This window comes from Methylophilus sp. Q8, from assembly GCF_000800115.1.
GTDB lineage: Bacteria > Pseudomonadota > Gammaproteobacteria > Burkholderiales > Methylophilaceae > Methylophilus.
In genome coordinates this window covers 961,021-975,073 of sequence record NZ_JUHE01000001.1, presented here as the reverse complement: position 1 = coordinate 975,073, position 14,053 = coordinate 961,021, and the positions used below count along the sequence as shown (strand labels likewise).

General features: G+C 46.5%; 14 protein-coding genes. 11 read left to right on the top strand and 3 right to left on the bottom strand.

All coding sequences use genetic code 11. The features are described 5' to 3' along the window. Positions 1 to 43 precede the first annotated feature (43 nt). Complete coding sequence (locus GQ52_RS04765; protein ID WP_047515587.1) at positions 44 to 388, top strand: thioredoxin family protein; 345 nt, start codon at positions 44 to 46, stop codon at positions 386 to 388. Here the strand turns inward: GQ52_RS04765 and fabF are convergent. Then, the gene (gene fabF / locus GQ52_RS04760; protein ID WP_047515586.1) at positions 385 to 1,650 is read right to left on the bottom strand and encodes a beta-ketoacyl-ACP synthase II; all 1,266 of its coding nucleotides are present in this window, start codon (positions 1,648 to 1,650) and stop codon (positions 385 to 387) included. The two genes, GQ52_RS04765 and fabF, sit on opposite strands and share 4 nt — an antisense overlap. 107 nt (positions 1,651 to 1,757) lie before the next feature. Here fabF and GQ52_RS04755 point away from each other — a divergent pair, with 107 nt between their 5' ends. Further along, on the top strand, positions 1,758 to 2,204 hold the full coding sequence (locus GQ52_RS04755; protein ID WP_047515584.1) for a helix-turn-helix domain-containing protein: 447 nt from the start codon (positions 1,758 to 1,760) through the stop codon (positions 2,202 to 2,204). Positions 2,205 to 2,230: 26 nt separating this feature from the next. Here GQ52_RS04755 and GQ52_RS04750 read toward each other — a convergent pair whose 3' ends face one another. After that, the gene (locus GQ52_RS04750) at positions 2,231 to 3,082 is read right to left on the bottom strand and encodes a hypothetical protein (RefSeq protein ID WP_152604414.1); all 852 of its coding nucleotides are present in this window, start codon (positions 3,080 to 3,082) and stop codon (positions 2,231 to 2,233) included. A 221-nt stretch (positions 3,083 to 3,303) separates the two neighbouring features. Here GQ52_RS04750 and GQ52_RS04745 point away from each other — a divergent pair, with 221 nt between their 5' ends. From GQ52_RS04745 to GQ52_RS04735, 3 genes are read left to right on the top strand one after another with little or no spacing between them, the layout of a single operon-like run. Next, positions 3,304 to 3,654, top strand: coding sequence for a nucleotide pyrophosphohydrolase (locus tag GQ52_RS04745; protein ID WP_047515582.1), 351 nt, complete (start codon positions 3,304 to 3,306; stop codon positions 3,652 to 3,654). A gap of 18 nt (positions 3,655 to 3,672) precedes the next feature. Further along, positions 3,673 to 6,051 (top strand): DNA/RNA helicase domain-containing protein, encoded by a 2,379-nt coding sequence (locus GQ52_RS04740; RefSeq protein ID WP_047515580.1) that lies wholly within the window; start codon positions 3,673 to 3,675, stop codon positions 6,049 to 6,051. A 49-nt stretch (positions 6,052 to 6,100) separates the two neighbouring features. Next, entirely contained in the window at positions 6,101 to 6,757 is a 657-nt protein-coding gene (locus GQ52_RS04735; protein WP_047515578.1) for a hypothetical protein, read from the top strand. A gap of 157 nt (positions 6,758 to 6,914) precedes the next feature. On the opposite strand, the gene GQ52_RS04730 is transcribed toward GQ52_RS04735, so the two are convergent. Then, positions 6,915 to 8,369 carry a PLP-dependent aminotransferase family protein gene (locus tag GQ52_RS04730; RefSeq protein ID WP_047515576.1) on the bottom strand — a complete coding sequence of 485 codons (1,455 nt, stop codon included), beginning with the start codon at positions 8,367 to 8,369 and terminating at the stop codon, positions 6,915 to 6,917. A gap of 193 nt (positions 8,370 to 8,562) precedes the next feature. Between GQ52_RS04730 and GQ52_RS04725 the strand changes: the two genes are divergently transcribed. Genes GQ52_RS04725 through GQ52_RS04700 form a run of 6 tightly spaced genes read left to right on the top strand, consistent with a single transcriptional unit; the run spans position 8,563 to position 14,051 of the window. Beyond that, complete coding sequence (locus GQ52_RS04725) at positions 8,563 to 9,630, top strand: MoxR family ATPase (RefSeq protein WP_047515574.1); 1,068 nt, start codon at positions 8,563 to 8,565, stop codon at positions 9,628 to 9,630. 26 nt (positions 9,631 to 9,656) lie between these two features. After that, on the top strand, positions 9,657 to 10,574 hold the full coding sequence (locus GQ52_RS04720) for a DUF58 domain-containing protein (RefSeq protein ID WP_047515572.1): 918 nt from the start codon (positions 9,657 to 9,659) through the stop codon (positions 10,572 to 10,574). A 15-nt stretch (positions 10,575 to 10,589) separates the two neighbouring features. Continuing rightward, positions 10,590 to 11,567, top strand: coding sequence for a hypothetical protein (locus GQ52_RS04715; RefSeq protein ID WP_047515570.1), 978 nt, complete (start codon positions 10,590 to 10,592; stop codon positions 11,565 to 11,567). Further along, positions 11,564 to 12,529: a VWA domain-containing protein gene (locus tag GQ52_RS04710; RefSeq protein WP_019880800.1), complete on the top strand. Its 966-nt coding sequence runs from the start codon at positions 11,564 to 11,566 to the stop codon at positions 12,527 to 12,529. Before GQ52_RS04715 ends, GQ52_RS04710 begins: the two co-directional genes overlap by 4 nt. Further along, complete coding sequence (locus GQ52_RS04705) at positions 12,526 to 13,089, top strand: hypothetical protein (RefSeq protein WP_047515568.1); 564 nt, start codon at positions 12,526 to 12,528, stop codon at positions 13,087 to 13,089. Before GQ52_RS04710 ends, GQ52_RS04705 begins: the two co-directional genes overlap by 4 nt. Next, positions 13,086 to 14,051 (top strand): vWA domain-containing protein, encoded by a 966-nt coding sequence (locus tag GQ52_RS04700; protein ID WP_047515566.1) that lies wholly within the window; start codon positions 13,086 to 13,088, stop codon positions 14,049 to 14,051. Before GQ52_RS04705 ends, GQ52_RS04700 begins: the two co-directional genes overlap by 4 nt. The last annotated feature ends 2 nt before the right edge of the window (positions 14,052 to 14,053 follow it).

Genomic DNA, 14,053 nt, shown 5'->3' with positions numbered 1-14,053 from the left:
GTAGGCACCAGGCGGCACAGATTGCAGTACGATAACGGTCAATATGGAAAAACTGACTCCCACAGAACCTTCACGTGACGAGGTGAATAACCTCAAAGGCGCGACCATGCTCGAGTTTGGCGCCAGCTGGTGCGGTTATTGCCAGGCAGCACAAGCCACCATCAGCGCTGAAGTGGCCCAGTTCCCAACTATTCGCCATCTTAAAATTGAAGACGGCAAAGGCCGCAGGCTGGGCCGATCGTTCCACGTGAAACTATGGCCCACATTAATCTTTATGCAAGATGGCGTCGAGATTCAGCGCCTGGTCAGGCAAATTGACGCCGCGGAATTAAGAGCCGCCTTAAGCAGCGTGTCATCGCCTCGTGATTTCAGCGGCGATGAAATCTAGCTAAAGCGTTTGATAATCACGCTGGCATTCACGCCGCCAAAGCCAAAGCCATTACTAATCGCATAATCAATCGGCAGTTTTTGTGGCCTGTTTTTTACAAAGTTAAGCCCTTCGGCCTGTGCATCCGTGTCTGCCAGGTTTAAGGTGAATGGCGAAATCTGGTCCCTGATGGCCAATGCAGTAAAAATCGCTTCAATGCCACCGGCTGCGCCTAGCAAATGCCCGGTAGACGATTTAGTCGATGCAATCGCCACCGAGTTGTCAGCGCCAAACACAGACTTAATCGCCGCAATTTCGCAAGCATCCCCCACAGGGGTTGAAGTCGCGTGTGCATTCAAGTGTTGGATATCGCTTGGCAAAATGTCGGCCATCGCAATCGCCGCTTCCATCGCACGTTTGGCGCCATCACCATCTTCTGGCCCGGCGGTGATATGGTAAGCATCGGCAGAGGTGCCATAACCGACCACTTCTGCAATCGGCGTCGCGCCCCTTGCCAGCGCATGGCTCAGTTTTTCAATCACCAACACTCCCGCGCCTTCGCCCATCACAAAGCCATCACGTTGGCTATCAAATGGGCGCGAAGCCTGTTCCGGGTGATCGTTAAAACCAGCTGAAAGTGCTTTGGCCGCGGCAAAACCACCCAAACTCACCAAATCCACGCAAGCTTCAGCACCACCACAAATGGCGATATCCGCCTCATTCGCCCGTATCATGCGCGCCGCATCGCCAATCGCCTGCACGCCAGCGGCACAAGCAGTCACCGGTGCACCCAACGGGCCTTTAAAGCCGTGGCGAATAGAAATATGTCCCGCTGCCAGATTCACCAAAAATGAAGGCACGGTAAAAGGTGATAGTCGTGAAACACCTTTGTTATCCGTGGTGCGCACCGCATTGGCAATGGCCGGAAAGCCACCAATCCCAGAAGCAATCACCGTTGCCGTCCTAGCCTTGGCACGTTCACTACTGGGAAACCACTTCGCCTGCTTGATCGCTTCTTCCGCTGCCACCAAGGCAAACTGGATAAACCTATCCATCTTTTTGATTTCCTTGGCCGCAATCACACCCTCGGCATCAAACCCGCCAGCGGCATCTTCAGCCTTATCCGGCACAATGCCCGCGATTTTGGTATTCAGGAAATCAGCAATATTTGCCGGCAGTTTTTTAATACCGGATTGCCCGGCCAGCAAGCGTTGCCAGACCAGCTCCACACCACAACCCAAAGGAGAAACCATGCCCATACCGGTAATGACAATTCTTTCCATATCTTCCTCAAGCGTAACTATTTATACTGTCACTTTCGTAACTGAAGTCACTATAGTACAGTAACTTTCAATATAAAAGTAACTGTAATCACATACACGGATCACCGATGAAAAACAAAAGCCTGGGCGATATGCCATGCCCAATTGCCAGAAGCCTCGAACATGTGGGGGAGTGGTGGAACATATTAATTCTGCGCGAAGCCATGTTGGGCGTCACCAAGTTTGATGACTTTCAAACCAGTTTGGGCATCGCTACAAGCACACTCACCAAACGCCTGAATGCGTTGGTCGAATCAGGTTTACTCGAAAAAAATATGTACTGTGAAAAACCGCCAAGGTATGAATATGTCATTACCCAAAAAGGGCTGGATTTCAGACCGGTGTTATTGACCATAATGCAGTGGGGGAACAAATATTACGCTGAAGAAGGGCCGGATGTTTTATTGATTGATACTGAGACCGGTAAATCTGTGGAAATAGGGTTGGTGGATAAAAATACGCAGTTGGAGATTACACATACACAACATAAAACGACAAGATTTTTAAGGGACTAGGGATAGTGATCAGAAAAAGGGCGGTGCTAAGATTCTAGTTCTTGCTCAAGTGCATGTTTAAAAGAGCTCTGAATTTCCTCCTTTGTATACATTGATAATCCAGTATTCATATAGCCTTTCTCCTCTAGGCTGAGCCACAACTTTAAAGCTGAGGTTAGCCCATAATTATCTTTTTCAGGATCAATTCCTAACAAGAATGCTTCGGCCTCTATAGCCATATCCTCTGGATACCACAATCTCCCTCTGAGAAATATGCCTTCATCTTCAACGCTCAATAAACTATAGCCATCTGCAAGCTGCTGAATCTCTTTTAAAGGTAAATAGCGTCCTCGTAAACAAATATTGCACTTCCAAGCAATTGCAACAAAAGCGGTCAAATAGGCTCGAGATTTCCAGTAATCAAATAACCAATTATTGCAAATGTGGTATCTATATATTGGTTTATCACCAATGTTTCCTATCAACTCACTAAGAATAATGACAGCGTCATCTCGATATTCTACTGGAGCTAATAACACTCCATTTAAATCGCCATTCGGATTTGCATCGCGTAATCCTGTCAAGAAGGGCAAGACTTCTTCTGGATGCTTGTAAAAATCATGACATGGATAAATCTGAGATTCTGCACCCTCTAACCATTCACGACGAACACCAAATAAATTTGAAGCGGCATCAAGCAAAGTTTCATCTAGTTTTTGAATGAGAAATGCTTCATCTTGAACGTCTTTGAGAGTTAAACCATGACCGAAAAAACGTGGAATTTGATTACGATGAACATTATGGCTTTCAAACAACTTAATGAAGCGATGGCCTACGGTATCAGCAGGAGTGGTTCTTGTTTTCCTAACCCAAGAAAGGAACCGACTTGCTTTTTCCAAAATATTTAATGTACTAAGTATCTCGCCGATCATTCTGAAGAAGTGTGTAGTTAGTATTCTTATAAGTTTAACCTAACGAAAAAAACCTTTCACTTTTAGAACCCTCCTGAAATTAGGTAGTATTAGGGCCTAATTTAGTATTAGCACAAATTATTAGTGATTCGACATCGACATCATAATTCCAAGGTATATTTGTTTTATATATTTAGAGTCCAATATCCATGACAGATTTAGAAGCAATCCGTACTAGGCTCAGGGAATTTTCTAAGGCGCGTGATTGGGAGCAATTTCATTCTCCAAAGAATCTATCAATGGCACTAAGTGTAGAGGTCAGCGAACTCGTTGAATGTTTTCAATGGTTGACGGAGGAACAGTCAAAATCACTAAGTACTGAACAGGTAAATGCTGTCACTGATGAAATTGCAGACGTGCAGTTATATTTGATTCTTTTGGCAGATAAATTAGGGGTCGATATATCAGCCGCTATTGAGCAGAAAATTAGAAAGAACGAAGAGAAGTACCCAGCTAGTAAAGTTAAAGGCAGTTCAAAAAAATATAATCAATACGAATAATAAGAAAGTATCAATTTAATGATTGTTTATTCAGCAACTAAAAGGGAATTTCTTGATGATGTTCGGTCCAATCGAATCGCTGAAATCATTGAGTGTGAGGTGTTGCGAAAGTTGAATCGTAACTCTCCGCGAAATGAGAGATTATCTTGGGAAAACTCTCTGCAATATATGTCTCAAATTCTTTGGGATGAGGAAATTCCTTCTGCGGCTGGGGTAGCAATTGAATATAACTTACCGATGACAAATCGGCGGGTAGATTTCATTCTTACTGGCAAAGATCAAGAACACAATGACACTGCAATCATTGTTGAGCTTAAGCAGTGGCAATACGTAGAAAAAACAAATAAAGACGCGATTGTCAGAACGCGTTTACAACGCGGTGATGTAGAAACAAATCATCCCTCATATCAAGCATGGTCTTATGCTGCACTTATTGAAGACTATAACGAAACGGTTCGTAAAGAGTCCATTCGGTTGCAACCATGTGCATATCTCCATAACCTCAAATCAAGGTCGGTAATAGACGACTCTTTTTACTCCAGCCACACAGAAAAAGCGCCGGTCTTCGTCTCTCAAGATGCTATCAAGTTATCAGAGTTTTTAAAGAAGCACGTAAAGTATGGCGACAGTAATAACATCATGTATCGCATAGAGCATGGTGTTATTAAACCATCCAAAAATTTGGCGGATGCTTTAGCCTCAATGCTGGCTGGCAATGCGGAGTTCTTAATGATTGATGAGCAAAAATTGGTTTATGAAACTGCTCTTGATTTAGGACACAAAGCTCAGCATGGTAAAAAGCAAACACTGATAGTAAAAGGTGGTCCAGGTACGGGTAAATCAGTTGTCGCTATCAATCTATTAGGTGAGCTGACCAAGCGTGAGATGCTTGTACAGTATGTTTCTAAAAATGCAGCACCTCGTGAAGTGTTCAAAATAAAACTCGCAGGTTCGAAAAAGAAAGCACAAATTGACCAGATGTTTAAGGGGTCAGGAGCTTACATTGAAGTTGAGCCGAACCAATTTGGAACATTAATTGTTGATGAAGCTCATCGACTTAATGAGCAGTCAGGTTTTTACGGCAATCAAGGTGAAAATCAAATTAAAGAGCTGATAGAGGCATCAAAATTTAATGTCTTTTTCATTGATGAAGCTCAACGAGTCACCTTAGATGATATTGGTACGATCAATGAAATAAAACTTTGGGCTAATAAAATTGGCTCCACCGTTACTGAGTTAGAGTTGGTTTCTCAGTTTAGATGCAATGGTTCCGATGGTTATCTGGCATGGGTAGATAACAGCCTGCAAATTCGTGAAACTGCTAACCCAACACTTGAGGATATCGATTATGAAGTCAAAATATTTGATGATCCTAATCAGTTAAGAGCGGCGATAGTTGATAAAAACCGAGCTTCAAATAAGGCTCGTTTAGTAGCTGGCTATTGCTGGGATTGGACAAGCAAAAAAGACAAATCTGTATTCGATATCATCATTCCAGAATTTAACTTCAAAGCGCGCTGGAACTTAGATGAAGATGGCAGTCTATGGCTAATAGCGGAGCATTCAGTAGAACAAATTGGGTGCATTCACACTTGCCAAGGATTAGAGCTAGATTACATTGGTGTGATTATTGGCGATGACTTTGTTATTCGTGATGGGATAGCTATTACAGATGCTGCAAAACGTTCTTCAAACGATAAATCGATACGTGGTTATAAGACCCTATTAAAAAATGAATACGATAAAGCCAAGCAATTAACCAGCGAAATTATTAAAAATACATATCGCACATTAATGACTCGAGGACAAAAGGGTTGTTATATCTTTTGTACTGATAAAGAAACACGGGAATACTTTAAGGAAATAGCAAATCGACAACAGCAAGTCACAGATGATGTGACTATGAAATATAAGGGTTTAGAGTTAAACGTTGTTCCATTTGAGGAAGCGAAACCATATAAAACACATGTCCCAATTTATGATTTGCAAGCTGCTGCTGGTGGATTCAGTGACTTTCAAGTTATGGAGGACTGTCAGTGGGTTGAGTTGCCAAGTCATATCAATGCCAGCGAAGGTATGTTTGTGATGCGGGTAGTTGGCGAGTCAATGAATCGACGCATACCTAATGGATCATGGTGCTTATTTAAAGCGAGCCCAGGTGGCACTCGCAATGGAAAGGTTGTTCTTGTTCAGCATCGAGAAATAGAGGACCCTGATCATGGTGGAGAGTACACAGTAAAAGTGTACAGCAGTGAGAAAACTCTTGCTGAGCAGGTATTAATAAATTCGAGAATAGTCTTAAAACCGGACACAACAGCTTTTGGTTATAAACCTATAATATTTAGTGACTCATCAGAAAGCTTAGTAGTGATTGGGGAATTTTTGTTAGTTATTTAGTTGTAATCAGTTTTCAATTACTTACGATTAATAAACAGGGAAATTTGAAATGGAAATAAACGATAAAAATACTTATAAGATTTTGTTAGATGAAAATTGGTCACTCGAGGATTTAACAGAGTTCTTAACGTTGTATTTTCAGAATTATTCCTTTATTTACTGTCTTGAAACTACTGAGAGTAAGTATATTCCTTTAAGAGTCGCAGAAATATTACACGATTACGAATTAAGAGAAGGTTTGAGTTATGTGAATATTTATGAGGTTTTCAAAAGGGTAATTCCAAGTGTTGATAAGCCTAAAATCAAATCTATGAAATACAACTCGCCAGGTTGGTTTGAGTTGGCTCTTGATATTAAAACTGCTCTAGCCTTGGCCGGTGCAATTTCAATATTTCTGAAATCAGCCACTGAAGTAACTACTGTATATAAAAAGCTATACAAAATTTACAGTGATCTTTCAAAACTGAGAGCTAAAAATAAAAATGACCTATTAAAGTTAGATATTGAAAGAGCTAAATTAGCTAATGAATTAAATAAGGAATTAGCAAAAGGATTGGACTTTGAAAATCTCAAGCAGCTTGAATCTCAAACTAAGGATGTTGAAGAGACTTCTAAATTTTTAATGGCACACTACAGAAGATTATTGAAGCTTTCAAATTTTGTGAGGAAAGGAAAGGCATCATTTCCATTAGATAACGAGAATTGATTTAAGTAATTATATGGTTATGGTAATTTTTATTATTTATTCAGGCACATTTAGATTGCAGTACTCACACTCAGAAAATAATTCTGCAATCCGTTCAATAAACCAATTTCGATAATAAAGGCAGTTTGCAACTACCGAGGATTTCTCGGTAGTTCGATTAAAAAGACGCTTTCAATGCCAATACACCTTTTTCTAATTCCGTAATCGTTAAGCTACCAAATCCTAACCGAATCGCATGCACGCTTTGCTGCGATTCAGAAAACAAGGTGCCGGGCAATATGCGCACTTTATGTTTTAAAGCTTGTTCGGCAACTTTCTCAACGTCAAAACCTTCCTTCAAACGTAACCAGATCGCTAACCCACCATCGGGTGCATCGAAGATGACGTATTCTTTAAGTTCTTTTTTAATCAGCGCAATCAGCAGGTTTCTGCGTTCGTTATACACCTTAAAAGTCCGGCGGATATGGCGTTTGATTTCGCCGGAATCCATCAGCTCGGCCACGGCGAGTTCGGTGATTGAATTGCCTTGTCGGTCTATGAGCATGACTTCTTTGGCACAACGGTCTATCAGGCTGGGGGTTGCCACCAGGTAGCCCACCCGCAAACCGGGGGCGAGGACTTTGGAGAGCGAGCCGACGTACATGACGCGGCCGCCGTGATTGGTACTGGCCAAGGGAAATACTGGGTGATGCGAGAAGTGGAATTCGTGATCGTAATCGTCTTCCACAATCGTGAAGTCATATTGCTCTGCCAGCATCAGCAGTTTTAGGCGCCGTTCGGCGGTCATGATGACAGTGGTGGGGAATTGGTGGTGCGGTGTGACATAAATGGCGCGGATGGGGTGTTGTTTGCACAGTTTCTCCAGCGCGACTACATCGATGCCGTGCTTATCTTGCTTCACGGTGAGGATATTGGCGCCGCAGGATCGGAACGCTTCTTTGGCTGCCGGGTAACTGAGTTGTTCCACCACAATATTGTCACCTGGTCGGGTGAGGACGCGCGCGGCGAGGAAGATGCCCATCTGACTGCCACGTGCGATACAGATTTGGTCGATATCTACACTCAAGCCTCTTTCCATATTGAGCATGGTGGCGATGGATTGGCGTAATGCCAGCGTACCACGCGGGTCGCCGTAGCCCAGGTTGTTGCCTTTGCTGGAGCCGATAAGGGCATGCCGGAATGCGCGTGACAGAATATTAAACGGGATCAGGCGTGAATCCGGGATGCCATCATTAAAGTCAATCACACCTTCAAGCGGTGATTGATAGCACAGCAGCGGGTGTGTGGTGGCGGCTACCACGTTGGCAGGTTGTTGGCTGGTTTTGGCAGTTTGCGCTTGCGTATTGAAATTGGGCAGGTTGGCCGACACAAACGAGCCTCGGCGTTGCTCGGTGACCAGCCAGCCTTGCGCGATCAGTTCGTCATAGGCCAGGATCACCGTTTTGCGGTTCACATTGAGCTTTTCTGCCAGTTCGCGCGTGCCTGGCATGGCGGTGGAGGGCGCGAGCCTGCCTTTTTGGATTTCTTCCATGATTTGCTGGGCAATTTGCAGATAGACCGGCAAGCCTGAGGTCTCGGTGATTGTTAGTTTAAGGCTCCACGAACGTAGCATTTTTCATCTCTCCATTACTCACAGCACATCCTCAATATCGGGAAAAAATCCCTTTCCTTGGGCGTCAATCTGGATTACTCAAGTATCACTATATCTCACAACTCACTGGACCAGCAAAGTTCTTGAAACTGGAGGATTGTGGATTTGTAACACTCTGTTACATTTTTGAAACATTCTATTAAAGGAAAGATTCATGTCACCTACCTCTGATATTCGATTGGCATTAGATAACCAACTGACAGACTGGCGTCAGCATGCTTTGAACCTTGAAAAGCAGGTGAATCAAGTGATTGTGGGGCAAAGCAAAGCCGTGCGATTAATGAACATCGCTATTTTTGCCCGTGGCCATGTGTTGCTGGATGGTGGCGTCGGTGTGGGTAAAACCACCTTGCTGCAATCGATTGCGCGCGGTATCGGCGGGGCGTATGAGCGGATTGAAGGCACGGTCGACCTGATGCCGAATGACCTGATCTACCACACGTTTTTGGGGCCGGATGGACGACCACAGATTGATGAGGGCCCGTTGCTGCGTGCGGGTGAGAATTTGTCCGTGTTCTTTTTTAACGAGATCAACCGTGCGCGGCCGCAGGTGCATGCCTTGATGTTGCGGGTGATGGCAGAGCGCCATATCAGCGCGTTTAAAAAAGAATATCGCATGCCGCACATGATTGTGTTTGCCGACCGCAACCAGGTGGAAAAGAACGAGACGTTTGAGATTCCATCTGCGGCGCGTGACCGTTTTATGATGGAAATCCCGATTGAGATTCCAACAGATCGTGAGTTGAAAAAGTCACTGGTGTTCAATACCAAGTTCCAGCATGCCGAAAAACTGACACAACAGGTTGAGAGCGATATTTTGAAATTCGACCAGTTGAATGCGTTTTCTGATCGCTTGCAGGACCATATCAAATCCAGCGATGTGCTGGAGGAGTACACCATGGATTTGTGGGATGCGACGCAGCATCCGGAAAAATTTGGCGTGACCATGGACAGCGTAGATGTGGGGCGTGTGATCCAGACCGGTGCTAGCCCACGCGGTATGGGTATGCTGATGAAGGCCGCCCGTGTAAACGCCTGGCTGAATGGCCGTGACAGTTTGTACCCGGAAGATATTCATGCCGTGTTTCATGAGGTGATTTCACATCGCCTGGTATTTAACGCGGCCTATGAAAATCGCAGAACGGCGCTGGCCAGGGAGCTGACCAGCAACATTATCAGCACCGTGGCCGTGCCTAGCCTGTCGTTTAGCAAAGCTGCTTAAGGTCTCTGCATATGAAAGCAGCAATCATGCGGTCATTGACAAAACGAGCGGGGAAAGTCGTCGACAGCCAGGCGCGCGCGCATCTCGATGAGGCGAGCTACGCGCGGCCTTTTGAGTATGTGGTTGGCTGGAGGTCGGACAGCATTCAGCTTGGCGATCATCCAGGCACGCAGCGCGGCCTTGGTTCGGATTATCGCGGCACGATTAACCTGGTGGATTACCCGGATGCCAGGCGCATGGATTTACGGCAAACCATACGTGACCCGTTTGAGCAGGTGCAGGTGCGGCAGTTTAACCAGGACAGTACGACACCGATTTATGCGGTGTGCGATTTGTCCAGCTCCATGCAATTCAAGGGGCATAAACGCAAGCTGGATACGGCGATTGAAATTGCAACGGCGGTGGCGAATTCGGCTTATCACATGGGCGATTTGTTCGGTTTTATTGGTTACAACCAGCAAGTGCTCGAAGACTTCACCTTGCCGCTGAGCCGCAATTATCACCAGAGCAAACAAACCATCGGCTTGTTACATGATTACCAGCAGTTGCGTATTGGCGTGGATGGTGTGACGGATGTGCCTAACTTTTTGGGCCAGACGCGTGCACTGGTGTTCTGGATTTCGGACTTTCATATGCCGCTGCCAGTGATCGAGAAAACCTTGCTGGCGATGTCTGCCCACAAAGTGGTGCCGATTGTATTGTGGGACGATGAGGAATACAAAAAGCTGCCCAAGTTTGGCTTTGGCACCATGATAGACCTGGAAAGTGGCCGCAATCGTACGCTGTTTTTCCGCAGTGAAGTGAAAGCCAAATTCATCAACGCATTTAATGCGCGCAGGCATGCGCTAGAGGCTTTATTTTTGCGCTTTGAGAGCCCGGCGTTGTTTATGCATGGCGACTACAGGCCAGAGCTGATGACGCATTATTTTGAACAAGCCATGTGACGCGAAGAGACCATTATGCAAGCACAGATTTCACACAGGACGACAACTCGGGTGCTGCAACGCCTGTTGATCGTCAGCAGTCTATTATTCACGGTTAACCATGCGCTGGCAGCGGACGCAGATACGTCCGCAAGCAAACCGGCATCACCAACATTGGGCGTGACTAATCCAGCGTCAAGCCATGGTGTACATATTGGCGATGTGCTCAGCAGAACCGTCATTGTAGATGCGCCAACCGCGTATCAACTGGCCGACAGTGGCTTGCCTAAAAAAGGCAGCAAACATGATGGTATCGAACTGGTGGAGGTGGCCTTACAAACCAAAGCGCAATCGGACCACACCCAGTACACCTTGCAATTGCGTTACCAGGTATTTGCGGTGAGCACGACCCCTAGTGTGATGCATTTACCCGCTGAGAAACTGAATTTCAGTCATCCTGCGGCAAGCGCTACCGCTATTGATATTCCGGCGTGGGGATTCTGGTTTTCACCGTTGGTGACTGGCGGCACATCAACCGCCAAGAAAAATCTATTGCCGGAAGTGAACACACCGCTGATAGACAGCCGTGCCGATCGACAACGCCTGGGCTTGTTTTTAACCCTGGCAATCACAAGCCTGCTGGCCTTGCTTTATATGAATGCTGATGGCCACTGGTTGCCATTTATGGGCGGGGCCTTTGCGCGGGCGCACCGGCAGCTCAAGCGCCTGGCAAAATCCTCCCGGCCCAAAACCGCCGCAGAAGAGAAGAAGGCATTGGTCTATTTGCACCAGGCATTTAATCAGCACTATGGCGCGAATATTTTTGCGCGGGATGTGGACGAGTTTGTGCGTTTGCGCCCGAGCTTTAAAAACCTGCAACCTGAGATCACACAGTTTTTTGCCGCGTCGAATCAATCCCTGTATGACGTGCGTGCCCGTGATAGCCAGCAGGTGATTACGCAACTGGTGCAGTTCAGCAAGCAGCTGCGGGATTGCGAGCGGGGCGTGGCATGATTATTTTAAATCCGTGGGCGTTTGCCTTATTGCCTATCGCGCTGTTACCTTTCTGGTTAAAGGGCCATCAAGGCCAGCATTACAGCTGGCTGGACATCATCCCGGAAGACCTGTTTTCAGACCGGTTGAACCTGGCGGTGAAGGTCATTATGTCTCTGCTGTTGCTGAGCATCGTCATTGCACTGGCGGCACCGCGCGGCGCGGATGAGCAAGTGCCCCGCGTGGGTAAGGGTGCGCAAACCGTGATGGTGATAGACCGTAGCGTGAGTATGGATCACCCGTTTGCGGGCGATGCTTCAGGGCATGTGGCGGAAATCAAATCTGCTGCAGCGCGGCGCATTATTACGCAGTTTATTGATTCACGGCCGAATGACATGATGGGTGTCGTCGGGTTCACCAACTCGGCGTTGTATGGCATCAAGATTACGACTAACCGCGATGCGATTCATGCGGCGATCGTGGCGGCCACCAGCCCGTCATTGAACCAGACCAATATCGGCGCTGGATTAACCGAGGCCGTTGGCTTGTTCGATAACATCCAGAGCTCTGGTTCACGGGCGGTGATTTTACTTTCGGACGGCGCCGGCAAACTCAGTCCGCGTGTGAAGTTTTTACTGAGTGAGCGCCTGAAAAGCCGCAAGCTGAGTATTTACTGGATCATGTTACGCGAACCAGGTGAGCCGAGTATTTTCTCCAAAGAGCAATATGACGAAGACCGCACGCCAAACTCCATCGTGCTGCATAAGTATTTCCAGTCATTGGGCCTGAAATACAAAGCCTATGAGGCGGATGATCCGGAGACCTTGCAGTCAGCAATTAATGACATCGACTCACGTGAAAAAAAGGCGATTCAATATCGCGAGACCATTGCTGGCTATGACTATTCCAAGGTGTTTATGGTCTCTGCGCTGCTGCTGGTGTTGTTGATGCTGGTGATTAAAAATTTGAGGGTGTACGAATGAAAAACCATTTAATGCGCAAAAACCAGCTGCTTGGCGTTGTCTTCATTGTCGGCGTGCTGGGCAGTGTCTACGAAGCTTACCAGGTGCACAAAATCACCTCGGCCAATACAGCGTTGCAACATGGTGACGTGTTAGAGGGCGACTTGTTTCCGTTTCACCAGAAGTTTGCCGATGCTTACCAGCAAGGTAAAACGGGTAATTACAAGCATGCGATACAGAATTTCGGCCAGTTGTTAGAGGCGCCTAAACAGCACGATGAGGCCTTGTTCACGCCTAGTCAAACGTTGAAGTCGCAGATCCATTTCAATATCGGCAACCAGCTGTTCCGGTCAGGGTTGCAACGCTTGGTGGAGGCAGATGGTGCGATTCAGGAGCAAGCCAAGTTTGATTATTTACAGGCGAGGGCGGCGTATGAGCAGTCACTCAAACTTGATCCGGGCAACCAGGCGGCCAAGTTCAATTTGAGTTTATTGCATGGCGTGATTCCGACCCATATCAAGACTGTGCCGCAGGATCCTTCAGGCATGGAAATCAGCAATTTGCCACAGGGGTTGCCATGAAACGCTTTTTTTCACTGTTAAAAGCGCACTACGAAACGGCTTTTTTGTTGGGCGCTGCTGTCTTTCTGCTGTTGGCGCTGGTCAAGCCGGACATTCAACTCAAGCAAGAAGTACACAATTATTTGTTGCTGGCAGATATTTCGCAAAGCATGAATGCGGAAGATATGCAGGTCGATAACAAACCCGCCACGCGCTTGGCTTATACACAGCACCTGATGAAGCAAGTGGTGAAAACATCACCTTGCGGCACATATGTCAGCGTGGGTGTGTTTGCCGCTGAGAATGTGGCTTTATTATTTATGCCGCTGGAAGTGTGCGCTAACTTCGATATTATCACTGACAGTATTAACCACCTGGAATGGCGTATGGCCTGGAGTGGTAACAGCCGCATGACATTTGGGGTGAAGGCCGCCGAGGCGACGTTTGATTACCTGAATATTCCGGCACAAATGCTGTTTTTTACCGATGGTGACGAAGCGCCCAAAGCCAATGGCATTAACAAGCTGGATATCAGCGATGTGCGTATAGGTAAAAATGTTATTTTTGTTGGCGTCGGCGGTAAAGAGCCTGCACCGATCAAGCGCTTTAATTCGAATAATCACTTTGTCGGTTATTGGGGCACCGATGCCGCGGCCGAAAGCGCGGGTGGTGGTGTCAATTACAGTGATGCCAGCAAGGATGATCCTGATCCACCGGTGGCGTACGCTGAGTTTGACCGCTATTTATCCAGCCAGGATGTGGAACATTTGAAGGAGATGGCGACGGAGATCAAGGGTCAATATATTGAAGGCATAGACCAACCGGCATTTTATACGTTTGTGCAGTCGCAAACGCCCGCCGCCAAATTTGTCACCAGCTATTCGGTCAAGTGGCTGTTTCTAACCCTGGCGGCATTGATGGTGATTGCCACCTACCTGCCGGATATGTGGGCATACCGCTGGCGTGCGCCTCGCCCCGCCTAGGA

What these genes read in the sequence shown, in the direction of transcription:
- GQ52_RS04765 (WP_047515587.1), top strand. Translation starts at nt 44, where the DNA reads ATGGAAAAACTGACTCCCACAGAACCTTCACGTGACGAGGTGAATAAC.
- fabF (WP_047515586.1), bottom strand. Translation starts at nt 1,650, where the DNA reads ATGGAAAGAATTGTCATTACCGGTATGGGCATGGTTTCTCCTTTGGGT.
- GQ52_RS04755 (WP_047515584.1), top strand. Translation starts at nt 1,758, where the DNA reads ATGAAAAACAAAAGCCTGGGCGATATGCCATGCCCAATTGCCAGAAGC.
- GQ52_RS04745 (WP_047515582.1), top strand. Translation starts at nt 3,304, where the DNA reads ATGACAGATTTAGAAGCAATCCGTACTAGGCTCAGGGAATTTTCTAAG.
- GQ52_RS04740 (WP_047515580.1), top strand. Translation starts at nt 3,673, where the DNA reads ATGATTGTTTATTCAGCAACTAAAAGGGAATTTCTTGATGATGTTCGG.
- GQ52_RS04735 (WP_047515578.1), top strand. Translation starts at nt 6,101, where the DNA reads ATGGAAATAAACGATAAAAATACTTATAAGATTTTGTTAGATGAAAAT.
- GQ52_RS04730 (WP_047515576.1), bottom strand. Translation starts at nt 8,369, where the DNA reads ATGCTACGTTCGTGGAGCCTTAAACTAACAATCACCGAGACCTCAGGC.
- GQ52_RS04725 (WP_047515574.1), top strand. Translation starts at nt 8,563, where the DNA reads ATGTCACCTACCTCTGATATTCGATTGGCATTAGATAACCAACTGACA.
- GQ52_RS04720 (WP_047515572.1), top strand. Translation starts at nt 9,657, where the DNA reads ATGCGGTCATTGACAAAACGAGCGGGGAAAGTCGTCGACAGCCAGGCG.
- GQ52_RS04715 (WP_047515570.1), top strand. Translation starts at nt 10,590, where the DNA reads ATGCAAGCACAGATTTCACACAGGACGACAACTCGGGTGCTGCAACGC.
- GQ52_RS04710 (WP_019880800.1), top strand. Translation starts at nt 11,564, where the DNA reads ATGATTATTTTAAATCCGTGGGCGTTTGCCTTATTGCCTATCGCGCTG.
- GQ52_RS04705 (WP_047515568.1), top strand. Translation starts at nt 12,526, where the DNA reads ATGAAAAACCATTTAATGCGCAAAAACCAGCTGCTTGGCGTTGTCTTC.
- GQ52_RS04700 (WP_047515566.1), top strand. Translation starts at nt 13,086, where the DNA reads ATGAAACGCTTTTTTTCACTGTTAAAAGCGCACTACGAAACGGCTTTT.